Below are 17,223 nucleotides of genomic sequence, written 5' to 3'. Positions count from 1 at the left end.
TAAAGCGCATGTTTTTTCCAGCTGTTATAATTTCATTATCAGCATGTACGGGAAAACTGGATATTAAGCCGGATCAGTCATTGAATGTTCCGGAAACAGTAGCTGACTTTCAGGCACTGCTTGACAATGCAGAAATAGTTAACGCTTTTATTCCTTCATATGGAGAGGCGGGGGCCGATAATTATTATATAACAGATACACGTTACAATGGACTTTCAGCAAATAATGAAAGAAATACCTATATATGGGCCAAAGATCTTTTTCCGGTGAATGATATTGCAGCAGACTGGTACTATGGTTATGTAAGAGTGAATTATTGTAATCTTGTACTGGAGGGCCTTGAGCATATTACTACCGGTATAGGTACCACTGCATACAATAATGTAAAAGGTGCTGCACTTTTTTCACGGGCATTGTCTTTTTACACGTTGGCGGGAGAATTCTGCAAGCCATATGACAGCGCCACTGCAGCTACAGATCCTGGCATTCCCTTAAGAATGAAGTCAGACGTACAGATCATTTATCAGCGTGCAAGTGTAAAGGCGACCTACGAACAAGTGTTGGCAGATCTTGCTGCAGCATCTGAACTTTTGCCGGATATAACTACATTTAAAACCCGCCCATCCAAAGCTGCAGCATATGGTTTATTGGCAAGGATCCATCTTGATTTGAGAAATTACCGGGAAGCAAAGAATTATGCCAACCTGTCATTGGCAATTTATCATAGTTTACTGGACTATAATACGCTGGATACTGCTAGTAGCTTACCTTTTGATATGTTCAATGATGACGTATTATTCTTTGCAGGTCTTACTCCTACCAGTTTGTTAAGAATGAGCAGTTCAATTGTTGATTCAGTGTTGTACGGACAATATCAGAATAATGATCTTAGAAAGTCCCTTTTTTTCAGAGATGGGATGGGAAACACCAAATTGTTTAAAGGCACCTATACTGGAAATCCTCTGTATCATTTTGGAGGGATAGCTGTTGACGAAATGTATATTACCCGGGCGGAATGTTATGCCAGACTGGAAGAACCTGTACATGCCATGGAAGATTTGAATACCCTGTTGCGAACAAGGTGGAAATCCGGCAGCTATAAAGATATGATAGCGAAGGATGCGGACGACGCATTGAAAAAGGTATTAACGGAAAGAAGAAAGGAACTGTTGTTCAGAGGACTTCGCTGGATTGACCTGAGGCGATTGAATAAGGATGCCCGGTTTGCCAAAACGTTGACAAGAATAATTAAAGGCTCCATATATCAATTGCCTCCCAATGACGCACGTTATGTATATCCGATTCCTGCTGATGAAATAATACATAGTGGTATAGAACAGAATGCCAGATAAGAGAGATGCTTAAATATTTTCTATTAACAGGGCTGCTTCTTTCATGCGCTTTGCTGTTGCTGGCGCAGGAAAAAGAGCCTTTCTACAGTTATGAAAAGACCTATACTCCTCTGAGTATTGGTGCAGTTGTTCCCGATTACAAACTGCTGGGTGTGTTGAATTATAGGAAAACGGACCTTATTTTATCGGAATTCCATGGCAAAGCCTTATTGATTGATTTCTGGGCCATATTTTGTCAGCCTTGCCTGGCACAATTCCAGAAATTGCAACGTATCCAGGAGAAATATAAGAAGGATCTTCAGGTAATTGCTATCACAAATGATAGCCTGGAGAAGGTGATCGATTTATTTGAGAATATCCGTTATCAGGGTTTTAATTTATTGACCGTTGCCAGGACGAGGGATAGTAAGGTAAATGATAGTTTGTTTTTTGCATTTCCTCATAAATACATTCCGCATTATATCTGGATAGATAAGAACAGAGTAGTAAAAGCTATTACCGGGTATGAGGCATTGAACGATGACAACATTGCATTGTTAACCGGTGGCGGATCGCTGGATGCAATAAGCAATAAGGATGTGCACATTGCTTCCAGTGAGCATCCCGCCATGTACGCCTATCAGGACATTGATATTACGGAGAAAATGATGCTGAACGATTCTATAAAAGGATTGATAGGATATTCCATGTTAAGTGGATACAACAAAAAGTATCCTCCCAGTTCAGCAATAGATTATGCTGGTATTTATGCAGAGAGAAGGATCCGTACATGGAACCTGCCATTGGCCACGATGATACGGATCGCCTATGGAAAACTGGGCAGGGAAGTATGGGAGCAGGAATTAGTCGCTGTACCGAGAGTTTTTTTAAGTATCAGAGATACACTCCTGTTACATAAATTAACGGTTGACTTCAAACAGGCGCCTGACACAACTGCGGATATGTATTGTTACGACCTGATTATTGCCGGAAAGGGCAGGAAGTTGTTAATGGAGAAAATGAAAGAAGATCTCTACAGGTATTTTGGCGTTAATGCCAGAATCGTTCAACGAAAAGTGCAGTGTTACATTCTCTCATTGGTGGATAGCAGCCGGCTCAGGACAAAAGGAGGAGACACATATGTAAGTGGTAACATGTATTATTTGAAATTACAGAATGCTGAGTTTTCTTCATTGTCTGAACATATCCGGACATATAATGAGGGGAGTAAAACGACGCCCTATAAGGGGCTGGAATCTGGCATAATAGTCGACGAAACCAATTTTACATCCAGGATAGATGTGAATATAGCTGCAAGAATGAATGATATTCCTTCACTAAATGGGGAATTAAGCAAATACGGGCTTGCGCTCCTGGCTGGAGAGCGATTAATTGATGTTCTGTTGATAGAAGATTGATAAATGACAGTACTTTGATTGCTATTGCCTTATGCCAAAGATCGTTACCATAGATGAGATATTTCTCCTAATGATAACATTGCTTCCACCCTGGGTTTGCGTCACATACTCACTGGAGCTACCTGAAGCAATATAACAGCACTGTACAGATGCAGAATAAATACATTCTCCATTTATGCTTGGCCCGGAAGTAGTGGGAAGCGTGCTGCATAAACTAATTACATTCGCTTGCTTGTCAGTAGCAAATGCAGCGGCAGCACTCAGCAATAAAGCCACTAAAATGTGGTTTACTTTCAGATGTTTCATCTTCAGTATAATTTTGTCAGATAGACATTCTAACGTGTAAATTTCAAAATGAATTCGAAGTGAGTTTTGTCCATTCGGATAAACATTCTATGCCATTCGGGCATTCTCATTTGCTCAGGCCGGGAAACTCGTAAAGGGCCAGGTGGTTAGTATAAGTAGCTAGTATTTTCCGATTGAATATACAAAACGATTTCAGATGCTGCTTGCTAGGGACAGGAATATAAAAACTTTCCAGATACTTGTCCATATTAGTACTATAGACATCAATCACCGTTTCTGATTGATCTGTTAACAACGTTTCATTATCCGCTTTGATCAGGCTGTTGATGTACAACCGGCCCTCATGCAGGTCGCTTAAATAGTTGATGAGCATACGGCTGCCACTGGGTTTGTACAGAATATCACTACTGCCTGTCTTGTTTTTGCTGAGATACCGGATCTGACTTTGTGTAAAGGTGTCGATACTGTGGGAAGATCTGATAGACCGGAATGCAGTGTCAAAGATAGCGATGTGGTTATTGTAGTGATGAACATAGTAACAGGAGGCATTCTGTTCATTGTAGAGCAGCGTGCCACTTGATGAAAGGTCCTCAGTAAGCAGGTCTGTTCTGATCAGTTGTTTAGTATAAATATTGAGTTTGCAGAATGATTGATCTGTTGAATTACCTGTAAAGTATTTCAGAATGAAAGTGGAGTCCGAGATCTGTACTGCATTACTGTAATTGGATGGCGTAGGAATAACGATATGCTCGCCGGTCTGTAAATTATATGCAAGGATAGCCGCGATATTGTAAGCAAAGATAAATGCATCGGGGTACCTGATACTGGTACTGAACGCATTTGTCAGGTTCCTGTTGACAGTGCTGTCTATGGCAAGTGAGATTGTTCGTATAGTGCTGAATGCGGTGTCAGTGTAAACGACTATGTGAGGATCGTCAGTATGAAAATAGATATTACTACTATCGGAACCCGCAAAATAAAGAGGATGCTGCGTGGGTATCTTTTTAATCAGCCGCAATTTATCTTCCTGATGAAATAGCCTGTTAAAGCCGTGCTTCTTTTCATATGCCTGACGGGAAGTACGCACAATTACAAACATGAAGGCCAATACCACTATTGTGGTAAGTATTACTATAGAAATTCTTGTTGTCATAGGAGTTGTGTCTTAATGGATACTTATTATACTTTGGTCTTGAAACGAAATGTGAATATGCCGGTCAAAGCGATTAAAGTGAAGATGATATTGAACACCAGGTGTTGTTCCCAGTTCATTTTGGATAATATGCCACCGCAGGAACAGGGAATGAAATAGCTGTAATGCAGGATAGCATAGATGTACACGGTAAACAAGAACATCAGCCCATAAGAGAGATAAAACCCTTTCAGTCTTGTGGCCGGGAACATAAGCAGGGCAGTATTGATTAGTTCAATAGCCGGAATGGACCAGGCAATAATACCGGAATAACCGGTGGTAAATGGGGATTGATCAAGCTGAAACCGGAAGGTCTTATACTGTAACAGTTTGCTGATGCTGGCATAAGTGAAAAGAATAGTCAACAGTACCGCTGGCAATTCAAGCAGTAATTTTTTAAACATAGCTAGTCAATATTGTGATAATTGGTATTAGGTGTTCCTCAGACTCCTTCCTGATGTACAGATCAATAAATCATTTTTCCGGTAGTTTTTCATAACGGTCCCGCTTTCCGCCATATTCATTGTGTGGCCACCTGGAGTGACGGCAGTTTGCTCCGGCCTTGTAAAAGCGTACCTGGACCTTAAAATGAGTTTTAAGAATGGGTGTGCCTGCTGTTGGGACTTCTACTGACTTACCTTTGCGGTTTTTACCTTTCCGGGCAACAGGGTTGTCGATAAGAGACGGCATGGGTTGTGGATTAATGGTGAAAGATTTAAGGGAATATGTTGTCTATGGGTTATTACAAGTTGTTACGGTTAACTATGTTATGCTACAATTCGATACCTGTACGAATATAAATAAAATTTCACGGTAAATGCCAGATGACAAACCCGGTCATCACAGAAATTCACACTTGCAAAATCATTTTTATATCTTGGTGCGTAGTATTCAATTTTAACCATCAAATGGAGCAGAAAAAGAACCAGTCCAGAAGGTCTTTCCTGAGGAATAGTCTTGGCACAGTAGCGGCTTTTACCATTGTGCCCCGTCATGTATTGGGACGCGGCTACCTGGCTCCCAGCGATCAGCTGACCAAGGGGGTGATAGGTACCGGCGGGATGGGAAAAGTGCATTTCGGGTATGGCGGTACCAGGGTAGTGGCTATCTGTGATGTGGATAAGTTACATCTACAGGAGGCGAAGCAGCTGCTGGGGGATGGGGTGAAAACTTTTGATGACTACCGGGAACTGATACAGCTGCCGGAAGTGGATATTGTACATATCGCTACACCGCCGCACTGGCATGGAACTATTGCCATAGAGGCCGCCAGTGCCGGGAAGGATATCTGGTGTGAGAAGCCGATGACGCGTACTATTGGTGAAGGAAAAAGAGTGAAGGAAGCAGTACAGCAATTCGGGAGGATGTTCCGGCTGAATACCTGGTTCCGCTTTACAGATAATTTCTACGGAATGAATACGCCTGTAAAACCCATCAAAAAGCTGGTGAATGCAAGACTGCTGGGATGGCCGCTAACAGTAACGCTGAGTCGTCATACTGGCTTTGACTGGAAGCAGCACTGGATAGGGAAGACGGATCTTCCTGTTACACCAGTGCCTCCGGAGCTGAATTATGACCGTTGGTTAGGTCCAGCGCCTTATAAGCCTTATCATCCTCACAGGGTACACCAGACTTTCAGGGGCTACTGGGATTATGACGGAGGTGGTTTGGGTGATATGGGACAACATTACCTCGACCCCGTACAATACATACTGGGGAAAGACGATACGAGTCCTGTATCCGTACAGGTAGAGGCGCCGCAGCAGCATCCGGATGCCGTGGGAACCTGGTCACGTATCATCTATACATACAAAGATGGCTGCCGTGTTATTCTTGATGGGGAAGGAAAGGATGAAAAGGCGGCCTTTATTGAAGGTCCCGCAGGAAAGTTATATCCCGGCTTCCGTTCTGATATACCTGACCTGGAGAAGAAGCTGGCTGCGTATCCGGACCTGCCTCCACAGGTAACTGATTTTATCACCTCTGTAAGAGAGAGGCGAAAGTTTGCGCTGAATGAAGAAAATGGTCATCGTTCCTGCACACTGGTGAATATGGGAAAGATTGCCTTGCAGCTGGGGCGTTCTCTTGAATTTGATCCTGAAAAACAATTGTTCCTGCACGATGATGGCGCCAATAGTTTGATTGATCCACCGGCACGCGCGTTTTGGTCATAGCTGGTCCGATATATAAACATGATGAAGCAATTACTATTCATAATTTTCTTTCTGGCTTGCATTAATGTGAATGCACAGCAGGTGCAGCATCCTTATGCAGCCAGGATCAACCGTATTCTGAAGCAATTGCCGGCAGGCAACCAGCAGCAGCTGGATAGCTGTATGATGCAGATCAGCGCTTTAGGAACTGCAGGATTGGCCGAGATGGCGTTAATGTTGCGCGCTCCCGCTAAGGGCGATAACACCCGCTTACAATTTGCATTGTCAGGTTATGCCGCTTATGTATCAGCAGCTTCACGTGAGGATATGCGTAAAACAGCCATGCTGGCATGGGCAAAGGCGTTGAAGTTAACGACGCAGCCAGAGAACAAAATATTCCTGATTGATCAGTTACTGCTTTTTGGTGATAAAAGCGTAGTGCCTCTGTTAAAGCCATACTTATTGCAACCACATTATTGTGATCCTGCTGTTCGTGTATTAAAGCATATAGCTGGTTCTGAAGCATTGATAGCGATGGAAGCTGCGCTGGAAAAAGCACAGGGGCCGTGCGAGATCAGCCTGATAAAAGCACTGGGCGACTTGAGGTATCTGGCTGCAGAAGGGGCAATTATTAAAAGAGCAAAGTCAGAAAATCCGGTATTGAGAAGAACCGCTTTGTTTGCATTGGCGAATATAACAGGCGGAGATACTGCTCCTGTGCTGGAAGCAGCTGCGGAGAAGGTTGGATACGGGTATGATATAACGGGAGCAACAGCGGCCTATTTATTGTTCGTCGCAAACCTGGGACATCAATGGCCTACAACTCCCGCCATGACTGCGGCTTCTAATTTATTGAGAAGATGCCAGGGGGATAGCCTGGAGTATGTTCGTATTGCTGCTTTGAAAATAGTGGCAGATATACTGGATTATGATGCGACCAATACATTGATGATAGCATCAGACAGTAAGGATCATGAATACAGCGCTGCTGCCCTTGCGCTTGCTGTAAAGATTATGAACGCTGCGAATGCAGAAAGCTGGATACAGAAAGCAGAGCGTGTAGACGGCAGCAAAAAAGCGGCGATTATTAGAATGCTGGCAGATAGTAAACAACGTGCCGCGATTTTCTTGTTTAGCAAAGCGTTAAAAGACAAAGACTCACTGGTAAGAATGGCTGCGATCAATGCGGCGGGACAATTACAGAGTATTGAGATGTTTAGCCCACTGCTGGTTGCAATGAAAACAACGGATACTACAACTGCAAAGGCAATAGGAGAGGTTTTACTGACCATCAGGAGTAGCGAAGTACCTGGCCATATTGCTGTAGCTATGCAACATGCTCCTCCATTTGTGCAGATTATCTTGTTGCAGTTACTGGCGCAAAAACAGGCGGTAGGACAGGAGCGACTTATCCGGTCCTTGCTGAATAGCCCTGATCCGACAGTTGTACAGGCCGCAAAGTCAACACTGGCAGCTATTGGATTGTAAAAACCGTTTGTGGCATCCTATTTGATATTTAATTCATATCTAATAAAGTTTACAATATCAATCTATATTAAATCACAGTTAATCGGCCTATTATGAAATCACTCTTGCTTCTGCCAATGCTGGTGCTGGGCATATTATTCACTAGTTGTAAAAAGGAAGAAATTATTCAACAGGTACAGCCTAACCGAACTATCATGTTTGAAGTTAAGCCCAACGCATGGCAACTGAATGCCCAAGCCAAAACCTATTTTGCGGAGCTTCCAATCGACGAAATAGACGATTACACAAATCAGAATAGTGGCGTACTGGTATATATATCCGCTGACAAAGAACTTTACGAAGCTATTCCTGACGTGATCAATGGATCTACTTATGTTTACACTTACACCACAGGTAGTATTTTTCTTGAAATACAAGGCGCAAACGGATCTCAGCTCAGTGGTCCTCCCACCGGTACCACCTATGTTAAGGTTGTACTCGTAGAATCGGCTCCTATTCCATAATATATAATAGTCTAAAAAAAGGGGAAAGGTGATCATTTCACTTTTCCCCTTTTTTTATGCCTGTCGGAGCTAACCTTTAGGTAAGCAGTATACTCCCGGAAAGTAAGCACATTCCAGGTGCTCATTACTGTATCTTTGTGGAGGTTTATTTATGCACTTAAGCATAGTATAACAGTTGTAGGTTTAAACAGTGCTGGTTTAGTCTTATACCGGCATTTTTTTTTATTCTCCCGCTTTTCTGTTGCCGTCCATCCAATATTGATCCTTCTGTATTTTGATTTTGAACTTTCAACCCATATTTTTGTCTGATTAGTGAACAAAGGGGGACTCACTACCTATAAACTCTCATGCACATTATGGTTCGGAAATTACTGAATGCAACAGGTCTTTTATTAGCACCTTTTTTACCGTTGGCCGCACAAAGCCAATATGAACTGAACAGTGGATGGCAATGTAACAATATTGCGAAGGTCACTGTAAAAGGAGAGGCGCTTTCTGCGCCTTCCTATAAGCTTTCAGGCTGGCTGCCGGCCACTGTACCTGGTACGGTGCTGACAACGCTGCTGAACAACAAGCTGGTACCTGATCCGTTCTACGGAATGAACAACCAGCAGATCCCGGATATCTATACCACTGGGAGAGATCATTACACGTACTGGTTTGTAAAGGATTTCACGGAACAGCAACCGGCTGCCGACGGACAGGTCTGGCTGCATTTCAGGGGAGTAAATGATGGTTGCGATATTTATCTGAATGGTCATCGCCTGAACGCACAGACCCATTTTGGAACATATCTGCGTCATTCCTATAATATTACTAAATGGCTGGCCAAAGATGGTAAGAACCGCCTGGCAGTAGTGGTGTATCCGCCTGCTGTAGTGGGAAATCCTAACGGTGGCCAGGGTGGCGATGGTACCATTGCAAAGAATGTTGGTCCTCAGTATACTGCAGGATGGGACTGGATCCAGCCAATGCGCGACCGTAACACCGGCATATGGGATAAGGTAACCATTGAGAAGACTGGCGCTGTTCACATTAAAGATCCACAGATCATTACGAAAGTGCCCGGTGTTAGGCTGCCGGAAGGGAAACAGGCGCCTGCCAATATCCTCGTGGGCGCAACAGTGGAGAACGCAACAGGCAAAAGTATAGAAGGTACACTGCGCTACAAGCTGGCCGGTAATACCGTTTCCCGTAAGGTTACATTGGCGCCGCATGCCACTGCAACAGTGCAACTGCCTGATATGGAACTGAAACAGCCGGAACTCTGGTGGCCAAATGGTTACGGTCCCCAGCATATGTACAAGCTCCAGCTGGAATTCGTCGATAATGCCGGCGTAGACGATACAGAAGATGTCAACTTTGGTGTAAGGGAAATACAGACTTATTGGAATGCGCATACCAACAGCCGTGAAGTAGCTGTAAACGGCCAGAAAATATTCATCAAAGGGGGGAACTGGATCACCTCCGACGCTATGTTCCGCTTCAGCAGGGAGCGCTATGATGCAGAAGTCCGTTTCCACAGGGATATGAACCTGAACCTGATCCGTATCTGGGGCGGAAGTCTGACAGAGAGACCGGAGTTCTTTGAAGCCTGTGATAAATATGGTATGCTGGTATTCCAGGACTTCTGGATGTCAGGCGATTGTAACGGCAGATGGGTAGATCCTATGAAGAAAGAGGACCAGTGGACCCGCCGCCGCTATCCTGATGATCATAACCTGTTCATCGAATCTGTGGCTGACCAGATAAAGATGCTGCGTAATCACGCTTCCCTGGCTTTCTGGTGCGGCGGTAATGAGATCACTCCTCCGGTAGATATCCTGGCAGCGATCAAGGATTCCCTGCTGCCTGCACTGGATAATACCCGCTTCTTCTTCCATTATTCCAACACAGACAGTATGTCTTACAATACTTTAGGTGGTAATGGAGATGGCCCTTATAATATACAGCCCCTGTCCGTTTTCTGGAACGAAAGAACCTTCCCCTTCAACTCCGAAGTAGGCTCCGTAGGTGTGGGCGATTATGAGTCACTGGAACGTTTCATTCCGGCGGCAAATATGAAGGTACCTGAGAATAAGAAAGGCGGTGTGGATTCCGTATGGGACTATCATAAATATATCCCTTACTTCGATTTTGTAGACCCATATGGCAAACCAAAGGATGTAAAGGACTTCGCCAACAAAGCGCAGCTGGTGAACTACGATCAGTACCGTGGTCTGATGGAAGGCTTCAGTGCACATATGTGGGATTGGTATACCGGCGTGATTATCTGGAAAACCCAGAACCCGTGGACGGCTTTGCGTGGACAGATGTATGATTACTACCTCGATCCCAACGCCTGTTTATATGGTAACCGCACAGGGGCAGCTCCGCTGCACGTGATGTGTAATCCGATAGATGGTAATATATATACTGTAAACAATACCTTCAGATACCACACTGATGTAATGCTGGAACTGAACGCCTACGATATGCAGGGCAATAAAAAACAGCTTACCCAGGTATTTACTGAGATCAGCCCGAAATCATTGCAGAAATATCTCTCTGTAAAAGGAGCGATAGAAAAAATGGGTGCAAAGGAAGGTATGTTCCTGTCAGCCCGTTTAAGGGATAAGGATCAGCAGGTTATAGATGATAACCTGTACTGGTTCCCGGATAGCACAGGTAATTACTCCGGATTGCAGAAAATGGAGGCAGCCAAAGTACAGATAGTGGCACAAAAGGCTGGTACTGATAGTATTAGGGTGAAGATCAGCAATCCTGCCGGTGGACCGATTGCTTTTTTCAACCGCGTATCACTCGTGGATAGCAAAACAAAACAGCGTATCCTGCCTGTCTTCTATAATGATAACTATGTGTCCGTATTGCCAGGTGAAGAGAAGATCGTGACAATCAGTGGAGAAGCGATCGGGAAAAGCAACAATGCTGTTGTGACAGTTTCCGGATGGAATTTATCAGAACAAACGATCAGCATCAATAAATAAAGCTTGATAACTTTTTATGATTTCAGGGGTCGGAAATGATATTCCGGCCCCTTTTCATTTTCATCTGAAAAGGGGTAAATTTTACCTTTTTTGAGCAGGAATGAGTATCCCTGTTCACTAAATGTGAAAAAAGTTTAAAGCGTTTTTTCAGTACGCAAGTCCTTGTTAATGATAGGTATTACATGGTTTTTCTATCTGGTTTTCTGATATGGTCTCATTACATATTAATATAAAAAAATATTAATAAATAAACTATTTACTATATTTATTACTCGAAATACACCTATTCCAAGTATTATGCCAACATTGAGATTGTCGTTTTTATCTGATTTAGTAGATTTTTCCGCGATCAGGAATGTCAGGAGCTGGTCGGCAACCGGAAGGTGTGTACTTATGAAACCATTTAAACGGAATGTTATTTCAAAATATTGTTTGAAATACAATAGTAATAATATTAAGAGTTTTGATGAATATTCACCAATGCGGCAATATTTCTTATTAGTAATTATTGGTATCTCGGCGTTATTAGTGGGATGCGGTGGCGGTGGCGGCAAAGAGACCACATGCCCTACGCAGAACCCTGTGATAAATTCTAACGCTCCTTTAGGTCAGAATGATGTTCTGAAATTATCTGTTTTCGGTATTTCTGAGCCTAAAACCTATACCTGGGAAGGGCCAAACGGCTTTGTATCTCACGAAAAGTCTCCTGAAATACCGAATCCCCCTAAAGGGAATCAGGTATACACGCTCAGTGTGGTAACTAATGGAGGATGTACCTATACGGTTTCCTCAGGTTCCATTATTGTAACTGGTCCCTGGAATCCCTGCGGTCTGGATAGTAACGTGTTAAAGATCAACCAGGTTACCCAGGTATCTTTCACCAGGGTGCAGGGAATGGTCTCCAACTCCAACTATCTTATTCAGGCAGATAATGGTGGTCTGGCTTTAGCCAGCTTTGAATTCCCCGGTAATCAGCCTCCTACTGAAGGACAATATACCGTAACATCAGCTACAGGTGCACTGGCGGCCGGCAAAGCAAGAATAACTTTCAACGTTACTACCCAGTCGCCTTTTACTGCAACTACCGGTACTGTTTATGTAGCACTGAATGGTACCACCACAATGGTGAGCTTCTGTGGTGTGGCATTCACTTCTACCAATAATGGAGCGACCAACACCACCGGTGGCGCCAACATTATGTGGAAGCCCTGATGACCTGATCCAAACGGGACATTATTCTGTCTACAGCTAAATAATTGAGAGCATATTGCCGGGCATTTCTGGCAATGTGCTCTTGTTTTTTATTAATTGCCAGGCAGATGCCTTCTTTTAAGGCTTCGGGACTTTCAGGATCTATCACAATTCCGATATTATTCTCCTTTACGAGTGAATGTAAACTGGTATGTTCCAAAGCCGTTACCAGTGCCAACCCACCTACTGCCAGAATAGTGGTCAGTTTAGAAGGCATAACCAGATCGCCGGCACTGGCTTTCTGGATAACCAGGTGTACATCTGCCATATTCAACAGACGGTTAAATCTATCAAAAGGCTCCGGATCACGGAAATGAACATTGTCCAGCTGTAAGCTGGCTGTCTGCAGCCGGAGTTGTTCCCGGTAAGGACCGGCTCCGCATATCAGGAATTTTACATGAGCGTCGTTTTTCATGCAATCAGCTACCTGAAGAATAGCTTCGAGCCCCTGCTTTTCTCCAATAGCGCCGGCATATAATATCACCTTGTCAGTAACTGCAAATCCATATTCAGTTTTGATCTGCTCCCGGTTTGCCAGCGGATGAAAAAACGAAACATCTACCCAGTTGGGGAAAAAGGATACCTCCCGCCCGGTTTTCTCCTGCACTTTTTTCATCATGCCCTCAGAAATACTGCTGACAACATCCGCATGGCGCAGTATGTATTTTTCCATACGGAACATTGATCTAATCAGAAAAGGGGAGGATATCATTTTCAGATCACGGGCAGCTTCGATCTGTAAATCCTGTATATGATAAAGAAACCTGGCGCCGCGGATCTTTTTGTATAGTATGGCGAGCAATCCAAGATGAAAGGGCGGCGCTACCACCACTACTATGTCTGTCTTGCGTGTGAACAGTTGTTGTAATGATTTCACTGTTACAGACAGTCCAAAGGAGAAGTCCATCAGCAACCTCTTTTTTCCCGAGGGATTGGAAGGAATATATTGCGGACACCTGTAAACAGTAATGCCTGCATCGCCTGTCACTTCTTTTTTGAACCAATACCTGCTTTTCTGATAAGGCGCCTGTATCCTCCATTGCGGATAATGAGGAAACGATGTGATAACAGTACAATCATAACCATTATGCGCCAGCCATCTGATCATCTCGCCGTTATATTTTCCAATCCCTGTAAGCTCCGGTGCAAAATTTCCACCTATCAATAATAAACGTTTGGGCATATAATTGATATCAATAGGCGTTTTTATCTCCTTTTATCATATTCATCAATGTCTGGAAAATGATCTGGCAATCCAGCCAGAAGCTGTAGTTCTCTATATACCAGATATCCATGTCGACACGTTTCTGCATCTGTCCGGAAAAACGGGTTTCCCCCCGGCAACCGTTTACCTGTGCCCAGCCGGTAATACCAGGTTTCACCATCTGTCTGAGCATGTAATGTTCCACCGTTTCCCTGGCTTCAATATGCAGCGGAGTAGCATGAGGGCGCGGTCCTACAAAAGACATGTTGCCCATCAATACGTTGATACACTGCGGCAACTCGTCCAGGTTGGTTTTGCGCAGAAAACGTCCGATACTTGTCACCCGCCGGTCATCGCGTGTGGCCTGCAGGAACTTCCCGTTTTCATCTACGTCTGATGCTTCCACTTTCATAGAGCGGAATTTGTAGCAGGTGATCTTTTTATTTTTATAGCCCCATCGTTCCTGTTTAAACAGGACTGGCCCTTTGGACGTCATCTTAATCAGGATGGCGATCAATACAAACAACCAGCTGAAGGCTATTAAAATAAATAGTGTGAGGCAAATGTCAAAGGCCCGTTTCATGCGCTGGAGACCGGGATCGTCGAGCGCGAATGACCGGATATTTACCAGGGGAATAGAGCCCAGCAGATTCATGCTGGTGGTAGGTGTGCAATACTGGTGTACATCTGCAATGATCTTTACTCTCTTGGCAGCTCTTTCACTGGCCATAATGATTCCCGCTGTTTGTTCCTTTGCCGTTTCGGGCAGTGCTACAATCACATCGTCAATTTCATTGGATTCGAGGATGTGTGTCAGCTCAGAGAGCTTACCCAGATAACGGCCATTTATCTGCGCATTGCTATGATCATCTACAAAGCCAACACAGTTATAACCAAAATGATTATTCGCAGTAATGGTATCATAAAAACTCATACCTGTCTGCCCTGTACCAACAATCAATACATTCGTGGGATTGGTGTGATGTGTTCTCCAGCGCAACAGTAACTTCTTCACGATATACTTCGTCGTAATAATGCCGATGAATAAATAGGAACCATACAGCAAGGTGAAGGTACGTGGATAAGGATATAACTTGAAACAGTAAAAGAACAGGAACGAGAATACACAGATGTGCAGCAAAATATTTTTGAGTATAGCTACAAACTCAAAGGAGAAAGAGCTTGTCTTCTGGTAATCGTCATACAGATGCAGGGAAGTACCGGTTACAGTCCATGTAACGAGACTAAGCACCAGTAAAAATATGTTGAAGTTAGACAGAAACACGTCTCCCTTTGACGCGATGTATTGTCTTGTTAGTAAAAACGCGGCAGTCAATACGATGTAATCAACAGTCTGCCTTAAAAACTGACTTGCATGAATATGTTGTTTCATATGGATGTCGGTTTATAAGCGTTAAGGATAAATCGTCGGGATATAGTGATATGGACGCCTGCATCTGATGATGAGCTTTTGGGATATTGGTAATACAATGCAAATAGCTTTGTTGTGGTGAATGATGTTAATAGTGTTATTGCTTATGTTGGTGTTGCTATTGCTTTCTCTTATACAGGAGATCCATCTGCAGGATCTGTAATTCGTCTGTCTGTAAAAATCCTACTGGCGCTATAAATTCAAAGCCCAGTTCTTTAACGTAATTGTGCATTTCATCAAACAACGGTTCTCCATCGTACATCTGTACAAACGAAGTTTCAAACAGCAGATAGTCTATTTGTCCGAGGCAGTGTACTGCTCCCTTGAGCACCTCCTTTTCAAAACCCTGTACGTCCAGTTTCAGTAATACCGGATGTTTGACAGGAAGACCAGGCAGCAGGTCGTCCATGCATTTTACAGGCACGCTGATCTGGTCTGCTTCTGCTGTCTGGGGGAGGAGCTGTTGCTGCAATGAGGATACATGCAATGCTGAACTGGCGTGTGAATAGTGATTGGCGTAAAAGTCCAGTGTACCGTTGCTGCTACCCAAAGCAAAATTATAAGTGTGTATGCCGGGCATATGCCGGGTATTCTGCTTCAGCGCAGAGTATACAGCCGGTATTGGCTCAAAGGAGTGAATGCCTGCATTGGGATAAAAATACTGGGCCGATAATGCAAACTGTCCTCTGTTGGCGCCTACATCCAGGATAGTGTTTACTTCAGGAATGTAGCGTTTACAGTTGTGCAACAGTTGTGTGGAAGCAATGGATACGCCTTTTTTCAGTAATGACGTTAATCCTCTGCCGGATTGTAAGAAAACTTTAGCAGCTTCTGCTAACTTGAAGATAAGGTTCATAACGAAAATTTATTGTTCCAGCAATCTTTATAAAAACGTATTGTCTCTCTTACGCTCTTCTGCCAGGTAAACAGCCTTGCCTGTGCAATACCAGCCTGTATGACCTGCTGCCGGAATGCCTGATCTTCCAGCAGTAATATTTTTTCTGCGAATGCAGCTGCAGTTATTTCAGTGGTAAGTAAACCTGCATTGCCTGTTACCTCAGGGATAGAGGTACAATTGCTGGCCACAACCGGGCAGCCGGCCTTCATGGCCTCTCCCGGTGGAAATCCAAATCCTTCGTAGCAGGAAGGGTAGAGGAGGCACCAGGCATAATTGTATAGTGTGTTCAGTTCAGAGGGACGCACATGCTCCATGACAACATAACGGCCGCGGATCTTTTCTTCGGCTAGTAATTGTTCCTGCTTTGTCCAGGTACCACCACCAGCTACAACCAGTTTATACTGTGCTGGTAGTTGCGCAATGACATCTAATGCAATGTTGAAATTCTTGTAGTTGTTCCGGCCGCCTACATACAGTATATAAGGCGACGTTGCGGAGGCAGGTAATACATGAACAGAAGGATCTTTTTTATCCAGCGGGAAAAAGGTATCTGCAATACCATGATGCACTACTTTCAGCTTCGCTGGATCAGTATCAGGGTAGAAATGCAGGAGTTCTTTCCTGGTGCTGTCAGAAATACAGATAATGCCATCGGCCCGTTTTATACCATAGGCCTTTTGCCTTGTGTTTGCCAACCCACGGGGAAAAGGAGTGGCTATCCTGCGTTCATGCGCAAAGTCATGTACGGTCATAATATTCACAATATCCTTTTGCGGTGATACACGCAGGTAACCACCGTGAAAGATCGCATTGCGAGGTAAGGTATACCGAAGGGGCAGATAGCGCAGATATTTTGGAGGAATCCAGCTTTCGCGGATACAGGGATGACGCTGGTAATCCAGTTGTTGTTCAAATATATTAGAAGGATTCAGCCCGGCGTTCAGGAAATTGACCGCCAGACCAGCATTGCACATGCCCTGTAGCAGCTCATACCAGTAGACGGATACGCCACCGGCTTTTTGTATAGTGAAAACGATATTGTCGAGAAATATCTGCATAA

Annotated in this window: 15 protein-coding genes; 7 read left to right on the top strand and 8 right to left on the bottom strand. The window is 43.9% G+C overall.

Going from position 1 to position 17,223, the window contains the following annotated elements; all coding sequences use genetic code 11:
* The first annotated feature begins 8 nt into the window (after positions 1 to 8).
* Positions 9 to 1,352 (top strand): RagB/SusD family nutrient uptake outer membrane protein, encoded by a 1,344-nt coding sequence (locus BLR32_RS29570; protein WP_176842471.1) that lies wholly within the window; start codon positions 9 to 11, stop codon positions 1,350 to 1,352.
* Positions 1,353 to 1,357: 5 nt separating this feature from the next.
* Positions 1,358 to 2,749: a TlpA family protein disulfide reductase gene (locus BLR32_RS29565; protein ID WP_089837512.1), complete on the top strand. Its 1,392-nt coding sequence runs from the start codon at positions 1,358 to 1,360 to the stop codon at positions 2,747 to 2,749.
* Positions 2,750 to 2,770: 21 nt separating this feature from the next.
* Here the strand turns inward: BLR32_RS29565 and BLR32_RS34275 are convergent, their stop codons facing one another.
* The 4 genes from BLR32_RS34275 to BLR32_RS29545 all read right to left on the bottom strand — a co-directional run bounded on the left by BLR32_RS34275 (position 2,771) and on the right by BLR32_RS29545 (position 4,937).
* Positions 2,771 to 3,055, bottom strand: a complete 285-nt coding sequence (locus tag BLR32_RS34275; protein WP_089837510.1) for a hypothetical protein — start codon at positions 3,053 to 3,055, stop codon at positions 2,771 to 2,773.
* Between the two features lie 106 nt (positions 3,056 to 3,161).
* Positions 3,162 to 4,208 (bottom strand): hypothetical protein, encoded by a 1,047-nt coding sequence (locus tag BLR32_RS29555; protein WP_143011640.1) that lies wholly within the window; start codon positions 4,206 to 4,208, stop codon positions 3,162 to 3,164.
* 26 nt (positions 4,209 to 4,234) lie between these two features.
* Positions 4,235 to 4,651: a MauE/DoxX family redox-associated membrane protein gene (locus tag BLR32_RS29550; RefSeq protein WP_089837506.1), complete on the bottom strand. Its 417-nt coding sequence runs from the start codon at positions 4,649 to 4,651 to the stop codon at positions 4,235 to 4,237.
* Positions 4,652 to 4,721: 70 nt separating this feature from the next.
* Positions 4,722 to 4,937: a hypothetical protein gene (locus tag BLR32_RS29545; RefSeq protein ID WP_089837504.1), complete on the bottom strand. Its 216-nt coding sequence runs from the start codon at positions 4,935 to 4,937 to the stop codon at positions 4,722 to 4,724.
* 218 nt (positions 4,938 to 5,155) lie between these two features.
* On the opposite strand from BLR32_RS29545, the gene BLR32_RS29540 reads away from it, so the two are divergent.
* From BLR32_RS29540 to BLR32_RS29520, 5 genes are all read left to right on the top strand, one after another.
* A complete protein-coding gene (locus tag BLR32_RS29540) occupies positions 5,156 to 6,421 on the top strand; it encodes a Gfo/Idh/MocA family oxidoreductase (RefSeq protein ID WP_089837502.1) in 1,266 nt (421 codons plus the stop codon).
* A gap of 18 nt (positions 6,422 to 6,439) precedes the next feature.
* Positions 6,440 to 7,888 carry a HEAT repeat domain-containing protein gene (locus BLR32_RS29535; protein ID WP_089837500.1) on the top strand — a complete coding sequence of 483 codons (1,449 nt, stop codon included), beginning with the start codon at positions 6,440 to 6,442 and terminating at the stop codon, positions 7,886 to 7,888.
* Between the two features lie 92 nt (positions 7,889 to 7,980).
* Positions 7,981 to 8,391: a hypothetical protein gene (locus BLR32_RS29530; RefSeq protein WP_143011639.1), complete on the top strand. Its 411-nt coding sequence runs from the start codon at positions 7,981 to 7,983 to the stop codon at positions 8,389 to 8,391.
* A gap of 356 nt (positions 8,392 to 8,747) precedes the next feature.
* The gene (locus tag BLR32_RS29525) at positions 8,748 to 11,378 is read left to right on the top strand and encodes a glycoside hydrolase family 2 protein (protein WP_245705553.1); all 2,631 of its coding nucleotides are present in this window, start codon (positions 8,748 to 8,750) and stop codon (positions 11,376 to 11,378) included.
* 480 nt (positions 11,379 to 11,858) lie between these two features.
* Entirely contained in the window at positions 11,859 to 12,590 is a 732-nt protein-coding gene (locus BLR32_RS29520; RefSeq protein WP_089837494.1) for a hypothetical protein, read from the top strand.
* Here BLR32_RS29520 and BLR32_RS29515 read toward each other — a convergent pair.
* From BLR32_RS29515 to BLR32_RS29500, 4 genes are all read right to left on the bottom strand, one after another.
* Complete coding sequence (locus BLR32_RS29515; RefSeq protein ID WP_089837493.1) at positions 12,574 to 13,812, bottom strand: WcaI family glycosyltransferase; 1,239 nt, start codon at positions 13,810 to 13,812, stop codon at positions 12,574 to 12,576. The genes BLR32_RS29520 and BLR32_RS29515 overlap by 17 nt on opposite strands.
* Before the next feature lie 10 nt (positions 13,813 to 13,822).
* On the bottom strand, positions 13,823 to 15,226 hold the full coding sequence (locus BLR32_RS29510; RefSeq protein ID WP_089837491.1) for an undecaprenyl-phosphate glucose phosphotransferase: 1,404 nt from the start codon (positions 15,224 to 15,226) through the stop codon (positions 13,823 to 13,825).
* 157 nt (positions 15,227 to 15,383) lie between these two features.
* Positions 15,384 to 16,121 (bottom strand): FkbM family methyltransferase, encoded by a 738-nt coding sequence (locus BLR32_RS29505; protein ID WP_089837489.1) that lies wholly within the window; start codon positions 16,119 to 16,121, stop codon positions 15,384 to 15,386.
* On the bottom strand, positions 16,118 to 17,221 hold the full coding sequence (locus BLR32_RS29500) for a glycosyltransferase family 4 protein (protein ID WP_089837487.1): 1,104 nt from the start codon (positions 17,219 to 17,221) through the stop codon (positions 16,118 to 16,120). Before BLR32_RS29500 ends, BLR32_RS29505 begins: the two co-directional genes overlap by 4 nt.
* Between the last annotated feature and the right edge of the window lie 2 nt (positions 17,222 to 17,223).

Source organism: Chitinophaga filiformis, assembly GCF_900102545.1.
Taxonomy (GTDB): Bacteria; Bacteroidota; Bacteroidia; order Chitinophagales; family Chitinophagaceae; genus Chitinophaga; species Chitinophaga filiformis.
The sequence above is the reverse complement of the archived record's forward strand: the minus strand, read 5'-3'. Positions and strand labels throughout refer to the sequence as shown.